Source organism: Tardiphaga alba (assembly GCF_018279705.1).
In the GTDB taxonomy this organism is placed as follows: Bacteria; Pseudomonadota; Alphaproteobacteria; order Rhizobiales; family Xanthobacteraceae; genus Tardiphaga; species Tardiphaga alba.
Genome location: NZ_CP036498.1, coordinates 1,578,292 through 1,601,168, shown reverse-complemented (window position 1 = coordinate 1,601,168; position 22,877 = coordinate 1,578,292). Strand labels below are relative to the sequence as shown.

18 protein-coding genes are annotated in these 22,877 nt (G+C 61.4%); 3 read left to right on the top strand and 15 right to left on the bottom strand.

The features are described 5' to 3' along the window. Positions 1–24 precede the first annotated feature (24 nt). Complete coding sequence (gene urtB / locus RPMA_RS07550; protein ID WP_211912238.1) at positions 25–951, bottom strand: urea ABC transporter permease subunit UrtB; 927 nt, start codon at positions 949–951, stop codon at positions 25–27. A gap of 102 nt (positions 952–1,053) precedes the next feature. Beyond that, on the bottom strand, positions 1,054–2,313 hold the full coding sequence (urtA, locus tag RPMA_RS07545; protein WP_211912237.1) for an urea ABC transporter substrate-binding protein: 1,260 nt from the start codon (positions 2,311–2,313) through the stop codon (positions 1,054–1,056). A gap of 159 nt (positions 2,314–2,472) precedes the next feature. On the opposite strand from urtA, the gene RPMA_RS07540 reads away from it, so the two are divergent. Continuing rightward, entirely contained in the window at positions 2,473–5,844 is a 3,372-nt protein-coding gene (locus tag RPMA_RS07540) for a hybrid sensor histidine kinase/response regulator (RefSeq protein WP_211912236.1), read from the top strand. After that, positions 5,834–6,757, top strand: a complete 924-nt coding sequence (locus tag RPMA_RS07535) for a response regulator transcription factor (protein ID WP_211912235.1) — start codon at positions 5,834–5,836, stop codon at positions 6,755–6,757. The genes RPMA_RS07540 and RPMA_RS07535 overlap by 11 nt, the downstream gene beginning before the upstream one ends. Positions 6,758–6,780: 23 nt before the next feature. Here RPMA_RS07535 and RPMA_RS07530 read toward each other — a convergent pair whose 3' ends face one another. From RPMA_RS07530 to RPMA_RS07475, 12 genes are all read right to left on the bottom strand, one after another. Continuing rightward, positions 6,781–7,365 (bottom strand): glycerol-3-phosphate responsive antiterminator, encoded by a 585-nt coding sequence (locus RPMA_RS07530; protein ID WP_211912234.1) that lies wholly within the window; start codon positions 7,363–7,365, stop codon positions 6,781–6,783. 15 nt (positions 7,366–7,380) lie between these two features. Then, positions 7,381–8,922, bottom strand: coding sequence for an FAD-binding oxidoreductase (locus tag RPMA_RS07525; RefSeq protein ID WP_211912233.1), 1,542 nt, complete (start codon positions 8,920–8,922; stop codon positions 7,381–7,383). Between the two features lie 4 nt (positions 8,923–8,926). Continuing rightward, positions 8,927–9,568 carry a glycerol-3-phosphate dehydrogenase C-terminal domain-containing protein gene (locus RPMA_RS07520; protein ID WP_211912232.1) on the bottom strand — a complete coding sequence of 214 codons (642 nt, stop codon included), beginning with the start codon at positions 9,566–9,568 and terminating at the stop codon, positions 8,927–8,929. Further along, positions 9,565–10,602 carry a glycerol-3-phosphate dehydrogenase/oxidase gene (locus tag RPMA_RS07515; protein ID WP_211912231.1) on the bottom strand — a complete coding sequence of 346 codons (1,038 nt, stop codon included), beginning with the start codon at positions 10,600–10,602 and terminating at the stop codon, positions 9,565–9,567. Before RPMA_RS07515 ends, RPMA_RS07520 begins: the two co-directional genes overlap by 4 nt. Next, positions 10,603–12,141 carry an FGGY family carbohydrate kinase gene (locus tag RPMA_RS07510; protein WP_211912230.1) on the bottom strand — a complete coding sequence of 513 codons (1,539 nt, stop codon included), beginning with the start codon at positions 12,139–12,141 and terminating at the stop codon, positions 10,603–10,605. It abuts the gene before it with no gap. Further along, the gene (locus tag RPMA_RS07505; RefSeq protein WP_211912229.1) at positions 12,141–13,592 is read right to left on the bottom strand and encodes an MFS transporter; all 1,452 of its coding nucleotides are present in this window, start codon (positions 13,590–13,592) and stop codon (positions 12,141–12,143) included. Before RPMA_RS07505 ends, RPMA_RS07510 begins: the two co-directional genes overlap by 1 nt. 199 nt (positions 13,593–13,791) lie before the next feature. Then, positions 13,792–15,231 carry an NAD-dependent succinate-semialdehyde dehydrogenase gene (locus RPMA_RS07500; protein WP_211912228.1) on the bottom strand — a complete coding sequence of 480 codons (1,440 nt, stop codon included), beginning with the start codon at positions 15,229–15,231 and terminating at the stop codon, positions 13,792–13,794. Between the two features lie 78 nt (positions 15,232–15,309). Next, positions 15,310–16,491: an ABC transporter substrate-binding protein gene (locus RPMA_RS07495; protein WP_211913529.1), complete on the bottom strand. Its 1,182-nt coding sequence runs from the start codon at positions 16,489–16,491 to the stop codon at positions 15,310–15,312. A 69-nt stretch (positions 16,492–16,560) separates the two neighbouring features. Continuing rightward, a complete protein-coding gene (locus tag RPMA_RS07490; RefSeq protein WP_211912227.1) occupies positions 16,561–17,403 on the bottom strand; it encodes an alpha/beta fold hydrolase in 843 nt (280 codons plus the stop codon). Beyond that, positions 17,400–17,765: a hypothetical protein gene (locus RPMA_RS07485; RefSeq protein WP_211912226.1), complete on the bottom strand. Its 366-nt coding sequence runs from the start codon at positions 17,763–17,765 to the stop codon at positions 17,400–17,402. The genes RPMA_RS07490 and RPMA_RS07485 overlap by 4 nt, the downstream gene beginning before the upstream one ends. Before the next feature lie 11 nt (positions 17,766–17,776). After that, entirely contained in the window at positions 17,777–19,864 is a 2,088-nt protein-coding gene (locus RPMA_RS07480; protein ID WP_211912225.1) for an acetate--CoA ligase family protein, read from the bottom strand. Then, on the bottom strand, positions 19,854–21,008 hold the full coding sequence (locus RPMA_RS07475; protein WP_211912224.1) for an acyl-CoA dehydrogenase family protein: 1,155 nt from the start codon (positions 21,006–21,008) through the stop codon (positions 19,854–19,856). The genes RPMA_RS07480 and RPMA_RS07475 overlap by 11 nt, the downstream gene beginning before the upstream one ends. Positions 21,009–21,127: 119 nt before the next feature. On the opposite strand from RPMA_RS07475, the gene gcvA reads away from it, so the two are divergent. Next, complete coding sequence (gcvA, locus tag RPMA_RS07470; protein WP_211912223.1) at positions 21,128–22,021, top strand: transcriptional regulator GcvA; 894 nt, start codon at positions 21,128–21,130, stop codon at positions 22,019–22,021. Positions 22,022–22,028: 7 nt separating this feature from the next. Here gcvA and RPMA_RS07465 read toward each other — a convergent pair whose 3' ends face one another. Then, the gene (locus RPMA_RS07465) at positions 22,029–22,802 is read right to left on the bottom strand and encodes a TrmB family transcriptional regulator (protein ID WP_211912222.1); all 774 of its coding nucleotides are present in this window, start codon (positions 22,800–22,802) and stop codon (positions 22,029–22,031) included. Positions 22,803–22,877 lie beyond the last annotated feature (75 nt).

The following is a 22,877-nucleotide window of genomic DNA, read 5'->3' as shown; positions in this document are numbered from 1 at the left end:
CCCTGCTCTTTCTGTGCTGCGCGCTTACTTGCGGACCTTGAGGGCGAACAGGCCCTGTGGCCGGATCATCAGGATCGCGACGATGGAGAGCAGCGTCAGCACCTTCGCCATCGAGCCGGACATGAAGAACTCCATGGTCGACTGCGCCTGCGAGATGGTGAAGGCGGAAGCGATGGTGCCAAACAGGCTGGCCGCGCCGCCGAACACCACGACAAGGAAGGTGTCGACGATATAGAGCTGGCCCGAGGTCGGTCCGGTCGAGCCGATCATTGTGAAGGCGGAACCGGCGATCCCAGCGATGCCGCAGCCAAGGCCGAACGTGTAGCGATCCACTTTCTCGGTATTGATGCCGACGGCGCCGGCCATGACGCGGTTCTGCACGACGGCGCGCACCTGCTGGCCCCAGCGCGACTTGAACATGATCCAGGCCACGACCATGGTGATGGCCAGCGTCAGGCACATCACGAAAATGCCGTTGATCGGAACTTCAATCGTATCGGTGACCTGCTTGGAGCCCATCATCCATGACGGCAATTCGACGCCGACTTCACGGGCCCCGAAAACCGAGCGATAGGCCTGCTGCAGGATCAGGCTGAGGCCCCAGGTGGCCAGCAGCGTATCCAGCGGGCGTTTGTAGAGATGCCGTATCAGCCCCCACTCCACCAGCATGCCCAGCGCGCCGGACGCGATGAAGGCGAGGATCATGGCAACGAAGAAATAGCCGGAGAACAGCGACGGCAGATAAGACTGGAAGAAGCCGGACGTCATCCACGTGACGTAGGCGCCTAAAATCATGAACTCGCCGTGGGCCATGTTGATAACGCCCATCTGGCCAAAGATTATGGCGAGGCCGAGGGCCATCAGCACATAGACCGAGAACAGGATCAGCCCGGCAAAGCCCTGCATCGCGAAGATGGCGCCGAGATCGCCAATGGAATAGTCGCCGAACATGATCCGTCCTCCGTCAGGGAAAGGTCCCGCGCCGCGTGTGAACACGCGACGCGAGGTCTTGATGCGCGGATAGGTCGTCCGCGCCAGGGAGAGCGTGAGGGCTTACTGATAGCCCTTGGGGAACGGATCCGGCTCGATCAGCTCGGGCGTCTCGAACACGACCTTGAACTGGCCATCGAGCTGGGCCTGGCCGACACGGGCCTTCGACCACAGATGGTGGTTCGGATGTATCTTGACGTAGCCTTCCGGTGCCTTGGTGAATTCGATGCCGGCACTGGCCGCCGCGATCTTGTCCACGTCGAAGGAGCCCGCCTTCTCCACCGTCATTTTCCACAGCCACGGACCGAGATAGGCAGCCTGGGTGACGTCTCCGATCACGGTCTTCTCACCCCACATCTTCTTGAAGGCGGCGACGAATTCCTTGTTGTTGGGATTATCGAGCGACTGGAAGTATTTCATGCAGGCATAAGCGCCCGCGATATTCTCGCCGCCGATGCCGTCGATCTCGTCCTCGGTGACCGAGATGGTCAGCATGGTCTGCTTCGACAGATCGATGCCGGCCGCTTTGAGCTGCTTGTAGAAAGCGACGTTGGAACCGCCAACCACCGCTGCATAGATCACGTCGGGTTTTGTCAGCTTGATCTTGTTGATCACCGAGTTGAACTGGGTATGGCCGAGCGGGAAGTATTCTTCACCCGCCACCTTGCCACCGAGCTTGCCCTCGATATGCTTGCGCGCGATCTTCATCGAGGTGCGCGGCCAGATATAGTCCGAGCCGATCAGATAGAAGCTCTTGCCCTTCTTCTCCTTGGCGACCCAGTCGAGGCCGGCAAGGATCTGTTGCGTGGCTTCCTGCCCGGTATAGATGACGTTCTTCGACTGCTCGAGGCCTTCATAGAAGGTCGGGTAGTAGAGCATGCCGTTATATTGCTCCATCACGGGCAGCACGGCCTTGCGCGAAGCCGAGGTCCAGCAGCCCATGATGGCCGCGACCTTGTCATTGACGAGCAGCTTCTTCGCCTTTTCGGCAAAGGTCGGCCAGTCCGATGCGCCATCCTCCTGGATGAACTTGATCTTGCGGCCGAGCACACCGCCCATGGCATTGATCTGCTCGATCGCCAGTTTCTCGGCCTGCACGGAACCGGTTTCCGAGATCGCCATGGTGCCGGTGACCGAATGCAGGATGCCAACAGTGACTTCGGTATCAGTGACGGCGAGACCCGTGGTGTTGATCGCCGCGGTGGCCGGCGCCTGCGCAAAAGATGTGCGTGGGAGCATCGAGATGGCCGGCAGCGCCGCCATGCCCATCAGCAGTTTTCGCCGCAAAGGCGAGTGCAGGCCCGTTTTTTTCTCGTCTGACATCACTTCCCCACTGGTTTGGAACGCTTATTGGTGAGGCAAGTGTTGCTGAACTTCGTCGCTACCCGGATACGTGGGATTGCGTATACTGCACCGCAAAATGCCGACGTAGGTTTTTGCTGAACGCAAACATGCGTGGTGATGCAGGGTCAGGAGTACGGGGTGGCAGGGCGGCAGCGGATCGACCGTGTTCGGCGCCAGTATAATCAATGGGTCGCCAACCAGACCCTTGAGGATTACGCCCTCCGCTTCACCGCGAAGAGCGCGCGCCGCTGGTCATCCGCCCGCGTGGCCAATACGGCGCTCGGCGCCATCTCGTTTCTCGCGCTGGAAGCTATCGGCGCCACCATCACGATCAATTATGGCGTCACCAATGCTGCTGCGGCCATCCTCGTGGTCAGTGTCATCATCTTCTGCTGCGGACTGCCGATCGCCTATCACGCCGCAAAGTACGGCATTGACATCGATCTACTCACCCGCGGCGCAGGTTTCGGCTATATCGGCTCAACCATCACGTCGCTGATCTATGCTTCCTTCACGTTCATCTTCTTCGCCATCGAAGCCGTGATCATGGCCGTGGCGCTGGAGATGTGCTTCGGCATTCCCCGCCCGATCGGCTATCTGATCTCGGCCGTTGTGATCATCCCGCTGGTCACCCACGGCATCACGCTCATCAGCCGCTTCCAGCTCTGGACCCAGCCGGTATGGGTCGTACTCAACCTGCTGCCCTTCGTCGCCATTGCCTATGCGAGCCGTGACAGTTTTGCCGACTGGATCAAGTTCCCTGGCGATCACGGCAGTCCCGCCGGCCATATCGATCTGCTGCTGTTCGGCACAGCGGCCTCGGTGATGTTCTCGCTGGTGGCGCAGATCGGCGAACAGGTGGACTTCCTGCGCTTCCTGCCGCGTGAGCATGGCCGCACCAGAGTATCGTGGTGGATTGCGATGATCTGCGCCGGCCCCGGCTGGATCGTGGTCGGCGCGATCAAGCTGTTTGCCGGCTCATTCCTCGCTTATTTTGCGCTCACGCATGGCGTGTCCACGGAACACGCGGCCGAACCCGCTTACATGTATCTGGAAGCGTTCCGCTACGTGCTGTCGCATCCCGATCTCGCGCTGGCGCTGACCGGCGCTTTCGTGATCCTGTCGCAGCTCAAGATCAACGTCACCAATGCCTATGCCGGCTCTATCGCCTGGTCGAACTTCTTCTCGCGCCTGACGCATAGCCATCCCGGCCGCGTGGTCTGGCTGGTGTTCAATGTGCTGGTGGCGCTGCTGTTGATGGAGATCGGCGTCTACAAGGCGCTGGAGCAGACGCTGGCGCTGTATTCCAATGTCGCCATCGCCTGGGTTGGGGCACTGGTTGCGGATCTCACCATCAACAAGCCACTCGGGCTGCGGCCCCGACATATGGAGTTCAAGCGCGCGCATCTCTACGACATCAATCCGGTCGGCGTTGGCGCCATGCTGGCTGCCACGGTGATGTCGGTCAGCGCGTTCTACGGCCTGTTCGGCCCGACCGCCAAGGCGCTGTCGCCCTTCGTTGCGCTCGTCACGGCTCTCGTCACCGCCCCCATCATCGCCTTCGCGACATCAGGAAAATACTATATCGCACGAAAGCCGAAACGCGCCTGGCAGAACGCAGCATCCATCCAGTGCTGTATCTGCGAACACACATTCGAACTTGAAGACATGGCGCACTGCCCCGCTTATGCCGGGCCGATCTGCTCATTGTGCTGTTCGCTCGACGCGCGCTGTCATGATCTTTGCAAGCCACATGCGCGCATCGATGCGCAGCTCTCGACGACCGTCGGAAAGCTGCTGCCGGAGCCTCTCCTCGCACGCCTCAACTCGCAACTCGGGCATTATCTCGGCGTGTTCGCCATGGCCGCCGGCCTGGTCGGCCTCACGCTGGCGCTGATCTATCTGCAGACATCGGCCACCTCGCCGGATGACAGCTCGACAGTCTCCGAAGTGCTGTGGAAGGTGTTTTTTGCCCTCGCTATCATCATCGGCGTCATTGCATGGCTGTTCGTGCTCGCCAAGCAGAGCCGCCGTGCCGCAGAGGCTGAGACCAAGCGGCAGACGACTCTTCTCATGCAGGAGATCGACGCTCATAAGCGCACCGATGCCGAGTTGCAGCGCGCGAAAGAAGTCGCGGAGTCCGCCAATCTCGCCAAGAGCCGCTATGTGGTCGGCCTCAGCCATGAACTCCGCTCTCCGCTCAATGCCATATCGGGCTATGCGCAATTGCTCGAACAGGATGACAGCCTGGACACGCGCCCCCGCGAGCAGGTCCGCGTCGTCAAGCGCAGCGCCGATCATCTCTCAGGCCTTATCGACGGCATCCTTGACATCTCCAAGATCGAGGCCGGGCGTCTCTATCTGTCGCGCGACGAGGTGCGGCTCACCGACTTCCTCGATCAGCTCGTCGGCATGTTCCGCCTGCAAGCCGCGGCCAAGGGCATCGAGTTCGTCTTCCGCCGTCCACCGGTGCTCCCCGCCGTCGTCTATGCCGATGAAAAGCGGTTGCGGCAGATCCTTATCAATCTGCTCTCCAATGCCATCAAGTTTACGCAGGAGGGCAGTGTCACTTTCGTCATTCACTATCGCAGCCCGGTTGCCGAATTCGAGATCATCGACACCGGCCCCGGTATCCGTCCTGATGATCTCGAACTGATCTTCGCCCCGTTCGAACGCGGCGCACTGGGCGCAGCCCAACCGCATAGCGGCACTGGTCTCGGCCTCACGATCTCGAAACTGCTCGCAGGTGTGATGGGTGGTGACATTCGCGTCACCAGCGAGGTCGGACATGGCGCGACTTTCCGCGTCAAGATGTTGCTGTCCGAAGTGAATAACCCGACCCGCACGGCACCGATCGACGCGCCGATCCTCGGCTATCACGGCCCGCGCAAGACGATCCTTGTCACCGACGACGATCCGACCCAGCGCGACTTGCTGCGGCAAGTGCTGGCGCCGCTTGGCTTCATTTTGCTCAGCGCGCCCGATGGACCCGCTTGCCTCAGCCTTGCCCAGCATTGCCGGCCTGATCTGTTCCTGCTCGACATTTCCATGGCCGGCATGGATGGCTGGACCGTTGCCGAGACATTACGCGGTGCCGGCCACCATCAGGCGCGCATCCTAATGGTCTCCGCCAGCGCGCTGGAAGCCCACGGCGCTCCGCTCGCGCAGCCATTTCATGATGGCTACCTGATGAAGCCGATCGAACTGCCGCGCCTGCTCGAGATGATCGGCCAGCTGCTCAAGATCGACTGGCGCTACGACCGCGATGACACTGTACCCGTGTCACAATGGGCCTCCAATGATGCGCCGCCGCCAGGACGGCATATCGAAGAGCTGATCCGGCTCGGCACGATGGGGCACATTCGCGCCATCCAGATGAAACTCGACGCAGTCGGCGCGGAACATCCCGAACATGCCGCCTTCGTCACGCAGATGCGCATGTTGATCGACCGCTTCGATCTCGACCAATACATGACCACCTTGAAGACGTTGCAGGCACATGACAGCTGACATCAAGAAACGCGACGTCGCACTGGTCGTGGACGACAGCCCGGAGACGCTGCGTCTCCTCACCGATGCTCTCGACAACGTTGGCATGACCGTGATGGTCGCGCTCGACGGTGCCGGCGCCATGCGCATCGTCGAGCAGATCACACCAGACATCGTGCTGCTCGATGCGGTCATGCCCGGCATCGATGGTTTCGAGACCTGCCGTCGTCTCAAGCGCGACACCGGCCTCGCTGATGTCCCGGTAATCTTCATGACCGGCCTTAGCGAGACCGCACATATCGTGCGTGGCCTGGAAGCTGGCGGCGTCGACTATGTCACCAAGCCGATCGTCATCGAGGAAATGCTGGCGCGCATCCGCGTTCATCTCGCCAATGCCCGCCTGACGCAAAGCGCGCGCGCCGCGCTGGATGTTTCCGGCCGGTTCCTGCTCGCGGTCAACAAGCGCGGCGAGATCGTGTGGACGACACCACAGGCGCAAAAACTGTTGAACGATCACCTGATCGCAGGCATTGACGACACGACCTTGCTGCCGCCCGTCATGTTGCAATGGCTCGAACAGATGCAGAAGCCTGGCGCCAAACCGGTGCCGTCGGTGCCGTTTCCCGACAACGACTTACTGCGCCTGAACTATCTGGGGAAAGCCGGCCCCGACGAATTCCTCTTGCGCCTCGCCAAGGACAATGCCGCGACCATTCCGTCCGAATTCAGCAAGGAGCTCGGCCTGACCATCCGTGAAGGCGAAGTTTTGTCCTGGCTGAGCAAGGGCAAGAGCAATCGCGATATCGCGCAGATTCTTGGGCTATCACCACGCACGGTCGATAAGCATCTCGAGCAGATCTACGCCAAACTTGGTGTCGAGAACCGCACCGCAGCGGCAGCCGTCGCGGCGAATGTGTCACTGAAGCGATCGTAGCTCGGCGAAGCGCTTCGCGAAGACTAGCCGCGGAGTGATTTTCCGCTCAGCCGCCAGAGACCTTGATCGCTCGTGGACACCGCAACGGCGCCGTTCTTGATGGCATCGAGCACGTGACTTCGGTCGCAGACGAAGCCCGATGCAATGATCGGCGGCATAGCCTTGCGGTGCTGTGCCGGGACATAAGACAGCATCGGTGCCGGCATCAGCTGCACCAGATTGGGTTCGCTCTGCCCCAGCGCCGCCACGCTTCTGGGGAAATTCGAACGGTCCGTGACGAACACCTTCTGGATGGCGACAAGCCCGGACTTCTTCGCGCGCTGAATGGTCGCCACACGCGTCGAGACGACGCCTTTGGCGCCGATCTCGACGAGATAGTCGACACCGCCCTTGTCCTGCGAAAGGCCATCACAGCTGTCGATATTCACAACAGGATACTTGTTAGCATCGACAAGCGACTTGATGACCGCACCGAGCTTCCGCAACTCGAAATTCGCGACGATCGCGATTTCCGCCTCGCCGCCGAGGAATTCCTCGACGAGCTCAGGGCCATAAAGCGTGGCGATCACAGGGTGCCGTGTGAGGCGCAGGGCCAAGGTTTTGTCCATGACCTCTATCTAAGGTTATGCGCCGACTTTGTCACTCAATCCCAGCTTTCCGGGATTCAGAATATTGTTCGGATCGAGCGCCGCCTTGATCTTCTCGAGCACCGGAAATGCCGTATCCAGCGAGGCCGCCATATAGGGCGCACGCAGAAGTCCGACGCCGTGATGGTGGCTCAATGTCGCATTGTACTTGATGATGACGGCATTCGCCGCATCCCAGGCCTGCCGATACCATTTCTGACGATTTTCGACCTCCACTTCACCGCGCAGCGAGAAATAGAGACAGGCGCCATCCACATAGGCATGAGACTGATGGGCAGAGCCTGCCAGAGTGCCGGGCACGGCATTGATGGCCTGCACGACCTCGTCATAGATGGCAGGCAGGTCGCGCCACGGACCGATCATTTCCAGCGTGTCCGCCACAAAGCCCGGGCTCGGCGTGAAACCTTCCGCGCTCTTGCCTGTGAGATAGCGGGTGTCGAGCCAACGCTCCAGGATCGCATCGCTCTCCAGCCTGTCTCCAAGCTCCGCACAGGCTTTCTCGCTGATCGCCATCACGGCATCGACCATCTCTTTTGGCCCTTCATCAGCGACCAGCAGAACATTGCTCTTGGGCATTCCGAACTGCACGCCGCTTTCCAGCTCGTCGTAAAGCCGCAATGCCGCCGGATTGGCACCCCGCTGCATGATCTGCCTGCAGGCCTCCAGACCAATGGCAAAGGTCTTGAAGCCGTAAGCGATGGCGCGGCCATAGTCGGGGAGCTGATGCAACTTGAAGCGGATCTTCACGACGACGCCCAGCGTTCCCTCGGAGCCGATGAACAACTGCAACAGATCCGGCCCGACCGCCGCACGCGAGTAGCCGCCGACAGTAATGAGGCGGCCATCGGCCAGCACCACATCCATGCCGAATACCATATCCTCGATCTTGCCGTAGCGCGTGGATAGTTGCCCGGCACCGCGGCAAGCGACCCAGCCACCCACGGTGCTGATGCCGAAGGACGATGGCCAATGGCCCATGGTCATCTTGTAGTCGCGCTGGATCGTCTCCTCGAAGACGTCGCCGAACATCCCAGCCTCGACCTCGACGATCTGGCTCTCTGCATCGAAGCCCACGAGCTTGTTGAGGTCGCACAGATCCAGCACGATGCCACCGCGAACCGGCAAGGCGGCGCCGGTCACATTGCTGCGCCCGGCCGAGACCGTGACCGGGATCGTCGCGGCATTGGCGATGCGCATGACTTCCTGCACCTGCGCGACCGACGACACGCGAACCACCACTGCATTTGGCGTCGCCGGCTTGCCCGCGGTCTCCGTCATCATCGATCCCGCCCACCAGTCGCGGGTCCAGGCAACGACGTCGGCCGTCTCGGTCATCACGTGATCGGTGACCTTGCGAAGCGATGCGATGATATCGGCCCCGACGGTGATGGGATCGCGCTGCAGACCAGGCGTCGCGGACGTCTCTTTGACACGCGCAACATAGGCCGGCGGCGTGTGTGCGCCGACAACATATCGGCCACGATTATAGCCACGACGAACGGCATCTTTGCTCAGCATTTTCTTACTCTCCCAGAAGAATGGATTTTTCGCGCGCGACACTGGCGGTGTAGTCAGCCACCTGCTGCGCAATGATCTGTTCGGACAGCCCAAGCTCGGACTGCAATATCTGGCCGACGCGCGCCGCGGAATGTGCGGATGCATCGCGCGCATTCATGCGCGCGCGCATGCGCCGGGACAGCACGTCGTCGACCGTGGCCGCCATTTCATGGCGAACCGCATAGATCACCTCGGCCTCGCTATGCGGTAGGCCTTGGACGATGGGGGCAGCCGACGCCGGATCGGCCTGCAGGATATCGCTGACGAAACACGCTTCGGTGCCGTAGCGTTCGCCGAGATGCGCCTGCATGCCCCCGGTTGCGATGATCGCCTGCGCATCGTAACCGGCGGCGCCCAGCAGATAGGCTTTCTTGGTCTGGCACCTACCGCTCTTCCCGATCACCTTCTGTGCGGCATCGACGGTCTGTTCAGCCATGTGCCGCGATGTCGTTAGCTTGCCGCCGACAATGGTGATCAGTCCGTCATCCGCAATGTCGATCTTGTGGTTGCGCTTGACCTCGAGCGTCTTGCCACCGGGCGGCGCCACCAGCGGCCGGCACCCGGCAATACTGCCGACAGCATCTTCAGGACGAAGATCCGTCTTCAACGCCGAGCGGGCCCCTCCAGCAGGAAGTCGAGCTCCTCGCGCGTACAATGCACGTCGTCGAGATCGCCCTGGTAGTCCTCGTCGGTCGTGCCGAGATAAGACACATTGCCCCACCGCGTGATCGTTGCGCGGCGACTGCGGCCGGGCACGGGAATCGTCACGGTGCAGTCATTGCGGATCTTCAACCAGGGGATCGCAACATGGACCCCCTTGGCCGGGCGTATCTCTAGCTTGCGCTCCGCACCTTTCTTGATGCCGCTCCAGTCACGCAACCAGACACCCGTGGCCATCACCACAGCCGTGGCATTGACGGTGATCTCCCGACCATCGGCCTGGACGACCGCCCCCGTCACCTTGCCATGATTGTTGCGGGTGATCTCAACAGCCTTGGTGTGATTGGTGATCGCCGCGCCGTGATAGGCAGCCGTGCGCGCAAGATTCAAGGTGAGCCGCGCATCATCGACACGCGCGTCAAAATACATCAAGCCGCCGATAAGATTGTCGTCCTTGAAGGTCGGGCAATGCGACAGAACCTCAGCCTTGCTGAGCCGCTGATGCAGGATACCTTCGCGCCAACCGCCTGCGAGGTCGTAAGTCCAGAGCAAGCTTTCAAACGCCTTCGCGAGGCGTTTGTCGAAGACACCATCCTTTTCGAGAATCGGAAACAGGAAGGGCAAGCGCTGCACCAGATGCCGGGCATTGCGGCGCAGCCGCTGACGCTCCAACAGCGAGTGGCGCACCAGACCGAGATTACCCTGCTCGATATAACGCAGGCCGCCATGCACCATCTTCGATGACTTCGACGACGTTCCCGACGCAAAGTCATCCTTCTCGACAAGCGCCACGCGAAAACCACGCAGGCTCGCATCGAGCGCCGCATAGGCGCCGGTCACACCGCCTCCGATGATCAGGATATCGAAGCGATCACTCGCCAGCCGTGCCAGATGTTCGCTGCGAACAAATCCAACAGGCGCCACGCCGGTCATATCGGCGCTTTCGCGGTTGGGCTTCAGCGAAGGTAGAAAGTTGATCATCTATCGGTCCGTCTCGTGCGCTGCGAACACGTTGGCGTGATCGAGCTCGGATTTGATGCGCGCATGCCAGAGGGCACGACGCTCATTGCGCATGTCGGCTTGCATCTTCGGTTCAAAGACCTGCTCTTCTGCAGCGAATGCCGTGCTGCGCGGAATGTCATCCCAGAACAGTCCGCGGGATCCGGCCAGATAGGCCGCTCCCCGTAACGTCGCGCGGGCGGTATTCGGCTTGCGGCGGATCGGAACGCCGATCAAATCGGCCTGCATCTGCAACAGCGGATCGCTTGCGGACAGCCCGCCACCGACGATTAGCTCCGCGATATCGACTCCCGAGACATCTCGGTCGGATTCGAGGCAGCTCGCCACCGAATGCGCGATCCCTTCAAGAATGGCATAGGCGACTTCCGGCCGGGTCGATGCCATCGAAATTCCGGTCAACGACGCGCGGGCATTCGGCTGCATGTCCGGCGTCCGCAAACCGGTCAGAGCCGGAATGAAGGTAACGCCGCCTGATGACTGGACCTCGGCAGCCAACCGGCTGATCTCGGTCGCATTGCCGAACCAGTGCAGCTTTTCGCAGACCCAATCGAGCGCAGAGCCCGTTGTGGCTGCGAATGTCTCAACGGCGAATTGCGATTGATTGTTGCGGCGACGAGCCACCATCGTGGTGGTGCCGGCGAACAAGCCAGCCTTGGCTGGCTGCTCCGATCCGATGATCAGATCCACGAAACTGCCGGTGCCGTGGATGCACATGGCCTGCCCGCGATCGAGGCATCCCAGGCCGATGGCTCCGGCATGCTGATCGCCCATGCTCGCCAGGATCGGAACGTCGATCCCGAGCACGTCAGCATTTGTGCGCCCAAGATCGTCCGCATCCGATCGCAGCTCGGGCAGCAGCTCTTGCGGAAATGCCAGTGCATCGAGCCAGTCACGTTGATAGCGATGCTCGGCGAGAATATAGGCGCCGGCCGATGTCGCATTGGTCGGCGTCGTCACGTAGACGCGGTCAAGCGTCAGATGCCACAGCAGCCAGGTATCGATCGTCCCGAAACCCAAACGCTTTTCGGCGAAAGCTTGCGCCACCTCCGCCGTTTCGCGGATATGTCGTGCCGCCCAGAGATAGGGCGAGCGGACGCCGCCTGCCCGCCCGACCTGTTTGGCCAGGATGGAATCCCAGACGGGCGCCAGCTTGTTGAGTTCGCCGACATAACGCGTGTCTTGCCAGACCATGGCGGGCACGAGTGCCCGCCCGGTGTTTTTGTCCCACAACACAGCGGTCGCCCGCTGTGTTGCAATCGCCATTGCGACAATCCTCAGTCCAGCCTGGGACGCCTGTGCGATGGTTGCACGACAGGCCGCCACGGTCTTATCGAGGATGGCGTTCGCGTCCTGCTCCACCACGCCCGGCCGCGGCGTATCGACCTCAAGTGGCAGATATTCGAGGCAGGATACATCGCCATCGGCGGAGACCGTCGCGGCACGGGTGCCGGACGTTCCCTCGTCGATGGTCAGGATGACGTCTTTGAGCTGACTGGTCATCACGGCTTCGATGTCTGCAGCGTCGTGCCGACGTAAGGCTTGTCATCCGCGAATTGCGGCGCGCCGACCTCGTTGTCCGGATTGATCGTTGTCCGGGTCGGATCCCACTTGATCGAGAAGCAGATGATGCTCGCAATCAAGGGAACGGCGGACAGGATCAGGAAGGTGTGGTTGAGGCCATACCATTCACGGAACAACGGGAAGACCAGCAGGCCGAGCGCGGCACCGATCGATCCCATGGCGCCGATGACACCATTGGCGCCAGCCCGCAGTTCACTGCGGAACGACAGTGACGACAGGCTCTTGCCGTTGGCGCCGGGACCGCCGGAGTGGAACAGGATGAACAGCGAAGGCACGATCGCTGCCAGCCAGATCGGCATCTTGTCGCTGAACAGACCGAGGATCAGCAGCATCAAGAACACCGCAGCGAAGCCTACCGCCGACGCGATGCGCAGGCCGAACACGCGCCCGATGGTCGGGGACAGGAAGCCGCCGAAGATACCGAACACGTTGAACATCAATGCACCCAGCGTTGCATAGACGAAGTCCTTGCCGAACAGCGCCGCGCTGATCAGTGGCAGATACCATCCCACCGCGAAGTACTGAATAGATTGTCCAATCTGGACGGTCGCCGCAAGGATCGTGCGCGGCAGATAGACGCCACGGAAGATCAGCAACAGGTTTGCAACGCCGCGGCGGGCCTGGTTGAGGACCGGGATACGGTCTTCTGGTGGTGCCGCAACGAAGCTCTGACCATAGATACGGGTCATCGCCACGGCGGCTTCATCGAGACGCTCCTTGCGTGCGAGCCAGATCGGGCTTTCCACCAGCAGCGAATATTGCAGGATCAGGATGGCCACGGCGAAAACAGCGGTTGCCGCGACCGAATAGCGCCAGATCGTGTCGCCCACATCCCATGAGAAGAACAGCAGTGCGAGCAGCAAGTTCGTACACACGGCGGTGTACCACATGCCCTGCCAGGTATTGAGGCGGCTCTTGAAGCGCGACGGCGTGAACTCTGCAAGCACGGCCATGGCAATCGCGAAATCGATGCCATAGGCGGCACCGACAAAGAAGCGGCCGACAATGATGGTCTCGAAATTCGATGCAAAGATCACCAAAACCGCGCCGATGATCGCCAGCACCTTTGCAGTGACCAGAGGCGCCACGCGGCCCCAGCGATCTGCCATCCAGCCGCCGATGGGATTGAATGCGATCGCGACCCAGGACGCGAATGACGTCAGCAGCGCGACCTGCCCCGCCGTCAGCTGCAGATTGCGCGTCATCGGGCCGAGCCCTGCGCTCAGCGCGGAATTGGCGAAGGCGTCGAGAAAAAGCCCACCGAGCGCGAGCCACCAGATCACACCGGCACGGCCGTTGATGCCGGTGCGCGAGTCCGTGAACGACAGGATGTCGTCCACACCACGTAGTCTTAATGTCGTTGATTGCATTGCTTTCCTCCCCAGAATTTTGATCTGTAAGGAGGCCAAAGCAAAGTATAGACGTGCAAGATGACCATCTTACAGACAGTCTTAAATCTTGCTTCTGTGCAAACAGACTAGGACGCCGCTCGAAACGTGTCAACGTGTTGATATAAATTCTTCACGAACACGTCTCCACAGCGTTCCGTCGATTTCTGGATCGCATGCGTCAGCCAGCGAACTGGCTGACATATTTGATGGTCTGGAATTCCTGTAGTCCCTCGATGCCACCTTCAGAGCCGACGCCTGAGTCCTTGTAACCACCGAACGGTGTCTCGGGCAGCGAGGCTTGCCAGTGATTGACGATGACATTTCCACTCTGGATCGCCTCGGTCATCGCCGCGGCGTTACGCATATCATGCGTCATCACATAGGACGCCAAGCCAAACGGCAGACGGTTGGCGAGGCGAATAGCGTCATCCATGGTTCGGAACGGTGCCGTGGCCGCCAGCGGACCGAACGGTTCAACATTCGAAGCCATGCAGTCATCATCGACATGCGAGAGCACTGTCGGGCGATAGAAGAAGCCCTGATTGCCGCAGCGCTCGCCGCCTGCTGATACTGCGATCTTGCGCGCCCGCGCATCCTCGACGAAACGCTCGATGGAATCGATGCGGCGCGCATGCGCCAGCGGACCCATCTTGGTTGTTGCGGCAAAGCCATCGCCCACCGTGATTGCGTTGGCGAGTTCAGAAAGTTTCGCGGCAAAGCGATCATGGATCGATTCATGCACGAAGAAGCGCGTCGGCGAGGTGCAGACCTGACCGGAGTTGCGGAATTTCGCCGTCACCGCCGAGATTGCCGCCGCTTCCGGATCGACATCGCCAAAAATCAGCACGGGCGCATGCCCGCCGAGTTCCAGCGTCATCTTCTTCATGGTTTGCACGGCAAGCGCGCCGAGCTGCTTGCCGATTTCCGTGGAGCCGGTGAAGGTCAGACCGCGCGTGATCGGTGAGCTCAGTAGCTTTTTCGAGATCAGCGCAGGATTGCCGAACACGACATTCAACACACCTGCAGGCAATCCCGCATCCACCAGCGCTGCGGCGATGGCCAGTGCGGTTGCCGGCGTCTCCTCCGCCGGCTTGATGATGACAGAGCAGCCTGCGGCCAGCGCGCTCGAAATTTTTCGCGCCGGTGTGATGGCGGGCGCATTCCATGGCGCGAAGGCTGCGATCGGACCAAGCGGCTCGCGGATCGCGACCTGCTGAATGCCACGGTTGCGCGACGGGATCACGCGGCCATAGGCGCGACGCCCCTCTTCCGCATTCCACACAACGATGCCGGCCGCCGTATCGACCTCGGCGCGGGACTCCGCAATGGGCTTGCCGAGTTCCAGCGTGATGAGGCTGGCGATTGCTTCCTTGCGCTCCATGATCAGCGCCGCAGCGCGCTGCAGGATCGCCCCGCGCTCCATCGCCGACATCTTGCGCCATTGCTCGAAGCCACGAGCGGATGACGGCAGCGCCTCATCGAGATCCGCAGCACTCGCATGCGGTAATTCACCGAGCGCGCCCCCGGTCGATGGATTGAGCACCGTTTCGCCGGCTCGGCCCTCGCCGCTGCGCCACGTGCCATCGATGAAGAGCTTCAACGCGGGATATTCGATCATCCGTGATCCTCTGGAAGCAAAACGGGCACGGCGACGCCGTGCCCGTAAGTTGGGGGCAAGTTTATTGGCGCTCGGCTCTTACTTGGCCGCGCTGACCAGCGGGCAGTTGCCGTCCTTGAGCGGGCGGAACGCCTTGTCACCGGGAATCGTGTCCAGGATCTTGTAGTAATCCCACGGATACTTGGAATCCTTGGGCTCCTTGACCTGCAGCAGATACATGTCACGGATCACACGGCCGTCTTCGCGGATCGACGCATTGGTCGTGTAGAAATCATTGATCGGCATCTTCTTCATCTGTTGCACGATCGCCGCACCGGAAGCCGTCTTATTCGCCTCGATCGCCTTCAGATAGTGCGTCACCGCGCCATAGACGGCGACCTGCAAGCTGCCCGGCGCCTTGCCGTTGAAGCGCTCCATGAAGCGCTTGCTCCAGGCGCGGGTCTTGTCATTGGCATCCCAATAGAAGCTGTCGGCAAAGATCAGGTCCTTGGCGCTGGCGAGGCCAAGCGCATGGATGTCCGGCAGATTGACCAGCAACGCCGCCATGCTCTGACCGCCCGAGGTCAACCCGAACTCATTGGCCTGCTTCAGCGCCGTCATCATGTCCGAACCGGCATTGGCGAGGCCCACGACCTGCGCCTTGGAGGCCTGCGCCTGCAACAGGAAGGACGAGAAGTCCGACGAATTCAGCGGATGCTTGGACGAGCCAAGCACCTTGCCGCCATTGGCGAGAACGACCTTGGACGCTTCCGACTCCAGTGCGAGGCCGAAGCTGTAATCCGCGGTCAGGAAGTACCAGTTCTTGAGGCCCTTCTGCACCAGCGGCGCGGTCGCCACATTGGCAAGCGCGTAGTTGTCATAGGCCCAGTGCACGCCATTCGGCGAACAGGACTTGCCGGTCAGCTCCGGCGTGCCGGGACCGGTGGCGAGCAACACCTTATCCTTCTCGCGCGACAGCTGCTGTACGGCTAGCGCAACGCCGGACGACACCACTTCGGTGATCGTGTCGACCCCCTCGGTGTCGTACCACTTGCGTGCCAGCGCGAGGCCGATATCCGCCTTGTTCTGGTGGTCGGCCGAGATTACCTCGACAGGCATGCCGGCAACCTTGCCGCCAAAATCCTCCACGGCCATTTTCGCAGCGAGAACCGAGCCGGCACCGACATTGTCAGCATAGGGCCCGGACATGTCGGTCAGCACGCCGATCTTGACGGTGCCGTTGGAAATATCCGCCGAGGCAGAGGTGACGAATGACAGCATGGCGGCTGTCACGAGCAGCTTGTTGATCTTCACGCGTTTTCCCCTCTTCAATGTTTTCTTAGGCTTGCTTCACTTGATGTCTTGCAGCACCGGCAGCAGGTAGCTCAGGAACTTCTCGGGATCCTCGCTCATCGGGAAATGACCGAGGCCTTTCATGATGGTGACGTGACTACCCTTGACGCTGTTGGCGACGGCCATCGTCTCTTCCGGCGTGCACGAGTAGTCGTATTCGCCGGATAGCAGGAATAGCGGGCACTTCGACGTATCGATCTGCGCCACACGTGCACGGATATCGCCGTCGATCTTGTAGAAATACAGGTCGCCCTTGAACACGCCGGGACCGCCCTGCATGTAGTGCCATAGCGTTTCCCAGCGATCAGCATCGGGGGCGTCCGGGCCGACGAGGCCGGAGACGATCGCCGCGCAGACTTCACCGCCATGCACATCCGGGCGATGCAGGAAGTTGAGATCGTAATAGGGATCCACATGCGCGCCGGCCTGCAGGCCGATGATCGCGCGGAAATGCTCGGGATGTTCGAGCGCCAGATGCAGCACGATGCGGCCGCCGATCGAGCAGCCCATGACGATAGGTTTGTCGAGTTCGAGCGCCTCGGAGACCGCGAGGATCATCTCGGTATATTGCGCCGAAGTGAGCTGGTATTCTTCATTGTGCCAGCCGGCCGGCGGCGACGACTTGCCGTGCCACGGCATGTCGAAGGCGATGACGCGATGCCCTGCGGTGACGCGCTCGTCATTCATCAATGCGCGATATTGGCGACCATCGGCGCCGGCAGTGTGCAAGCAAAGCAGCGGCGTGCCTTGGCCTGCTTCCTCCACATAGATGCGATGCTTGCGGCCGAACAGATCGAGATGCAGATAGCGACCGATGGTGGATTCGAAACGAGCGGTCATGCGGCGGCTCCTGCGCGCAGTTTCACCAGCGCTTCCTTGAAGTAGCGCAGATTGGCCATGAAGACGTGCAGATTGCCCTCGGCCTTCAGCACCCGGCGCTTGATCAGCGCCATCAGGTCATGCGAGCCCGGTTGCGGCTTTGCGCTCCAGAACTTGCTCCACTCGTCTTCCGATGCACGCAGCGCGAAGGACCAGGATGGCATGACGAACGGGCCCTTGGTGATCGAGACGATCTGTCCCTCATTGATGCCGATCAGCCAGGTGGTCGATCCGACTTCGAGCAGAAACGAGGTCGAGAGAAACCGACCGCGCTTCACCAGCATCTCGTCGCCATTGACCTTGTTTTTCAGGTCTTCAATCATGTGTCCTCCCTTCAGGCGAGCGCGACCAGCGCATCGACGGCGACCACGCCCTCGCCCACCCGGTTGATGATCAGCGGATTGATCTCGGCATCCACCACGACCGTATTGTTATCCAGCGCAAGCTGCGACATCGCGACAATCGCCTGCGCCAAAGCGTCCATATCGCCATGAGGCTTGTTGCGGAAGCCCTGAAACACGCGGCTGATCGACAGTTCCGCGATCATGGCTTTCGCTGTATCGAGATCGACGGGCGCCAGACGGATACTGCGATCGCGATAGATCTCGGTATAAATGCCACCGGCCGCCAGCAGCACCAACGGCCCCGCTTCCGGATCGACGCGATAACCGAGCAACATCTCGCCGAGACCCGATGTCATCGGCTGCACCAGCACTTGCGACACGTGTGCGTCGGACCGATGCGTTTTTAGGCTGGCAAGGATTTTTGCCATCGCAGCTTTCAGCTCAGCCTCACTGCCGACATTGAGCACGACGCCGCCGACTTCCGTCTTGTGCGCGATCTCCGCTGACAACAGCTTCACTGCAACAGGATAGGCGAATGGCAGCTTGATCGATGCAGCATTGATATCGACGGCAACGGCCGGCGCGTGCGGCACGCCGACCTTGTTCATCAGCGCGTAAGCCGCGATCTCGTCGAGCTGCGTCGTCGGCTTCGCCATAATGTCATGTAGCGGCTTGGCCAGCGCAGTCGCCTTGCGGCGAAGCAACGCAGCGCTGACGGCATCGGCACAGGACTCCGGCGTGCGGAAATTTGGCACGCCAGCTTCCGCCAGCAGGTTGAGCGCCTGCGGCGCATCCGGCACCAGGAAGGTCACCAGCGGCTTCGCCGATGCCGCGCTGTCGATCACCGGCTTCACCGCCAGCTCTGGCTGGAAGCGCGCGGACGAGCCTACGACGGCCACCACCACATCGAATTCCGGCGCCGATAACATGGTGTCGAGCGCGGCCTTCATCACGTCATAGCGCGTGCCGGCAAGCGTGAGATCGGTGATGCGCTCGTGATTGACCTTGACGCCAGCAGCCGTAAGCTTTGCGTAGGTCTCATCACTCGGCTTCACCACATCGATGCCGCGCATGGAGAGTTCGTCGACCACCATGGCGGCACCGCCGCCGGTGGTGGTGACCACGCCGACGCGCTTGCTGCGCGCCGCCGCCGGACGGGCCGGCAGACGCTGCAGCAGCGGCAGCGCTTCGAGCAGCGTTTCAAAATTGAATACGCGCGCGATGCCGCAATCGGCGAGAAAAGCCGCAGCCACATCGTCTTCGCCGGCCAGCGCGCCCGTATGCGACAGCGCGAGCTCCGCGGCCGCGGCCGAGCGACCGAGCTTATAGGCAACCACAGGCTTGCCGCGCTCGGCAGCGGCCAGCGCAAAGCTCCGCAGGTCCTGCGCGTGCCGGATGCTTTCGAGGAACAGCATGTAGCCGGTGACGGCGGGATCATCGAGCGTCGCCGAGCAGATTTCGCCCAGACTGAGATCGATCTCGTTGCCGACGGAGACGAGGCCGGCGAAGCCGATATTGCGCGCCTTGCCGCGCGAGATCAGACCGCCGAGCAGGCTGCCGCTATGCGAGGCCACGAAGATGCCGCCGCGCGGCAGATCCGGCTCGGCAAAAGCGGCATTGGCCGTGATGATCGTCTTGTGATGGAGATTGATGGCACCGAGGCTCGACGGCCCCAGAATGCGCAGGCCGGTCTCGGCGCAAATCTTTTGCAGCTGCGCGACCAGCTTCTGGCCGTCATCGCCGCCTTCCGCAAAGCCGGATGCGAGAATGGTGGCGACAGCCACACCGAGCCGCGCGCATTCGGCAGCGGCTTCCACGGCGCCTTCTGTCGGCGCCAGGATGAAGGCGTGGTCCGGCACCTCGGGCAGATCGGCGAGCGACGGCCATGCCTTTTCGCCCAGCACCGTCGGCCGGCGCGGATTGATCGGATAGATCGTGCCCTCATAGCCGGCGCGCCGCAGATATTGCAGCGGCCGCGCCGAGGTCTTGGTCACATCGTCGGACGCGCCGACAAGCGCGATGCTGCGCGGAGCGAGCAACGCCTGCCGGAGCGATGGTCTTGTCGTCTCAGCTCGCACGGGCGCCCCGCTGATCGAACCGGCGGTCGAACACGTCTTCGGCGATCCGGTTCTTGAGGATTTCGATGGAGCCGCCCGCGATCATCCAGCCGCGGGTGCGGCGCATGCAGTATTCTGCCAGCGCTTCCTGGCTGTAGCCGAGGCCGCCCATGATCTGCACCGCTTCATTGGCCGCATCGAACCCGGCCTGGTTGCAGGCGAGCTTGGCGAGCGCCGTCTGATATGGCGACGGCAGGCCTTCGGTGACGCTGGCGGCGCGATAGAGCAGCATCTGCGCCGACTCGAGCTTCAGCGCCATGTCGGCGAACTTCCACTGCAGTCCCTGGAACTCGCACAGCGGACGACCGAACTGCTTGCGGATCGCCGCATGGTCGCGGGCGAGATTGAAGGCGTAGCGACCAAGCGCCAAGGCGCGCGACGAATTGCCGAGACGCTCCACATTGAAGCCGGAAATCTGCTTCTTGAAGCCACCAGGGCCGAGCAACACATTAGCTTTCGGAATACGGCAGTTCTCGAAATAGAGCTGGCTCCACTGCTCACCGCTCATGAAGGGCGTGGGCTTGCCGATGGTGAAGCCGGGCGTGTCACGCTCGATGATGACCGAGCCGATGCCGTTCACGCCGGGCCCGAAGCGGACATAGACGAGATAGATCGCGGCGTCCGGACTGTGCGTGCCGAACACCTTGCTGCCATTGATGAGATAGCCGTCGCCGTCTTCAGTCGCGGAGGTCTTCAGCTCCGTCACGGCCGAGCCCGCATCCGGCTCGCTCATGCCGAGACTGATGCAGATATTGCCGGCGAGCAGATCGGGCAGCCAGCGCTCCTTCTGCTCCGGCGTCGCATATTCGACGAAGGTGCGGATCGGGCCGAAATTGCCAGCCTGGATCACGTCGGCGCTGCGCGGACAGACAGATGCAATCTGCTCGATGGCGATCACAGAGTCGAACAGCGTGCCACCCTGGCCGCCGTGTTCGGGATCGAAGGCGATGCCCATCAGGCCCTGCTTGCCCATCATCTGCGCGACGTCGCGCGGGAAATGCGGGTCATGCGCGCGCTCCAGCGCACCGGCCTTCAGATTCGCCTCGGCGAAACGTCGCACCGAGTCCGCAAATGCCTGCTGCTCTTCGTTCAGTTCGAAATTCATGTGTCTGGCGTACCTGCTGGATGACCCATCCTGTTTCCCAGCGCAGGCTTTGACCGACAACTGCACATCGGTTATATGGTCATTACAATATGTAATGATTAGAATTCGTCGATCGGACCATGATCCCACCGCTCAATCCGCTGCATGTGTTCGATGTCGCCGCGCGCCATTTGTCGTTCACGCGCGCCGCGGCGGAGTTGCGCGTGACGCAGCCGGCGATCAGCCGGCAGATCACGACGCTGGAAGGTTTCCTTGGCGTCCGTCTGTTTGAACGGGACCGACACGGCCTGCGCCTGACGTCGGAAGGCGAAGAGTTTCAGCGCCAGATTGCACCGGCATTCCGCATCATCGCCAATGCCACCACCAGCGTGATGGCCACCGGCAAGGCCGAGCCGTTGAAAATTCGCGTTTACACGACATTTGCGGCGAAATGGCTCATTCCCCGACTGCCGTCATTCTATGTCGCTTATCCCAACATCAAGCTGAACATCAGCAATGTGGTCACGCCGATCGATTTCGAGAAAGACAAGGTCGATCTCGCTATCCAGTTCGGCAACGGCAAGTGGCCCGGCGTAGAAACCGAGCTGCTGTTCAAGGACGCCATTCAGCCGATGTGCAGCCCGAAGCTGCTGAAGCGCACGCGCCTCGTCGAACTCGACGACCTCCGCAAGGTGCAGTTGCTGCATTCGCACTATCGCCGTGCAGACTGGCCCGATTGGCTGATGGCAGTGAAGCGTCCGGACCTGCTGACCGATGTCGGCGTGAGCTTCCCGAGCTCAGTTCTCACCTACCAGGCAGCCGTGGAAGGTGTCGGCGTCGCCGTTGGCCAGCTCTTCCTCCTGCGCAACGAGATCGAGGACGGCACGCTGGTGCCACTGTTCAACGCACCGTTCGAGCGCCCGATGGCCCACTATGTCGCCTGGCCCAAGCAGCGCCCCCTCGGTCGCAAGGCACGCAGTTTCATCCATTGGCTCAAAGGGCAGATTCAAAGTTCACTTCCGGCGCAGGACTGAACCCGCCTCAGCTCGCATCCGTCGTACTCAAGCTCCACATCGCATCGAACAGCGATGCTTGAAAGGCAGCAAATTCGGCACTGTCGATGATCATGCCATAGCTCTCGCGCGCCGAGGAGATCAGGCAGACCTTGTTGCCATAGACAAAGCAGGTCATCGCCAGCGTGTGGTCAGCAGGCGCATAGCGCAGTTCACGCCGGAACTCCTGGCTGGACGGCCAGATCGGCACGATGTCGCGCTCCACCGAACGGATCACTTTCAACCAGATGTCGCGACGCGCGCGCTCCTGAAGATAGCGCTCCATCTCTTCAAGGCCCGGCTCCGCCATCAACTCCTTCATCGAGAGCGTCGCCCGCAACACCTTGTCGCCACCCGAGAGCGTATCCCACAACGCGGTTCGGATACCGTCAGGGCCGGGATGGAAGCGCACATTCGGCTGCCCGCTCTCATGATGATACATCGAGCGCAGCACCGGCATGACGTCCGACAGCATCTGTCGGCGGGCTTCGATCCGCTCCAGCAGAATGCCGGGGTCTTGGGCGACCACGAAACGGCGCTTGCCGTGATCGACGAACTTGATGAGCCCTTCCGCCTCCAGCTTGGCAAGCGCGTCATGCGCGGTTGTACGCGGCAGGCCGGCGGCGGCGGCCACCTCCGTCACCGACGCGCCACCAAGGCGCACCGCCGTCAGGAACAGCTTGTAAAGCGTCCCTGTGATGCCGATCTGGGCCAATTTCTCTTCGATATCCAAGGCCATCCCCTGCGCGTACGGGGCGAACATGTCCGATACCATCGCCGCCGTCTATTATCGGTTTTAGCCGACACAACCGTAGATAATCACGCCCATTTAAGCGGC

Bases quoted from the DNA above. Each gene is read 5' to 3' on its own strand.
- RPMA_RS07465 (WP_211912222.1), bottom strand. From the start codon at position 22,802: ATGTTCGCCCCGTACGCGCAGGGGATGGCCTTGGATATCGAAGAGAAA.
- RPMA_RS07500 (WP_211912228.1), bottom strand. From the start codon at position 15,231: ATGATCGAATATCCCGCGTTGAAGCTCTTCATCGATGGCACGTGGCGC.
- RPMA_RS07515 (WP_211912231.1), bottom strand. From the start codon at position 10,602: ATGATCAACTTTCTACCTTCGCTGAAGCCCAACCGCGAAAGCGCCGAT.
- urtB (WP_211912238.1), bottom strand. From the start codon at position 951: ATGTTCGGCGACTATTCCATTGGCGATCTCGGCGCCATCTTCGCGATG.
- urtA (WP_211912237.1), bottom strand. From the start codon at position 2,313: ATGTCAGACGAGAAAAAAACGGGCCTGCACTCGCCTTTGCGGCGAAAA.
- RPMA_RS07530 (WP_211912234.1), bottom strand. From the start codon at position 7,365: ATGGACAAAACCTTGGCCCTGCGCCTCACACGGCACCCTGTGATCGCC.
- RPMA_RS07475 (WP_211912224.1), bottom strand. From the start codon at position 21,008: ATGAATTTCGAACTGAACGAAGAGCAGCAGGCATTTGCGGACTCGGTG.
- RPMA_RS07490 (WP_211912227.1), bottom strand. From the start codon at position 17,403: ATGACCGCTCGTTTCGAATCCACCATCGGTCGCTATCTGCATCTCGAT.
- RPMA_RS07525 (WP_211912233.1), bottom strand. From the start codon at position 8,922: ATGCTGAGCAAAGATGCCGTTCGTCGTGGCTATAATCGTGGCCGATAT.
- gcvA (WP_211912223.1), top strand. From the start codon at position 21,128: ATGATCCCACCGCTCAATCCGCTGCATGTGTTCGATGTCGCCGCGCGC.
- RPMA_RS07485 (WP_211912226.1), bottom strand. From the start codon at position 17,765: ATGATTGAAGACCTGAAAAACAAGGTCAATGGCGACGAGATGCTGGTG.
- RPMA_RS07505 (WP_211912229.1), bottom strand. From the start codon at position 13,592: ATGCAATCAACGACATTAAGACTACGTGGTGTGGACGACATCCTGTCG.
- RPMA_RS07535 (WP_211912235.1), top strand. From the start codon at position 5,834: ATGACAGCTGACATCAAGAAACGCGACGTCGCACTGGTCGTGGACGAC.
- RPMA_RS07510 (WP_211912230.1), bottom strand. From the start codon at position 12,141: ATGACCAGTCAGCTCAAAGACGTCATCCTGACCATCGACGAGGGAACG.
- RPMA_RS07495 (WP_211913529.1), bottom strand. From the start codon at position 16,491: ATGCTGTCATTCGTCACCTCTGCCTCGGCGGATATTTCCAACGGCACC.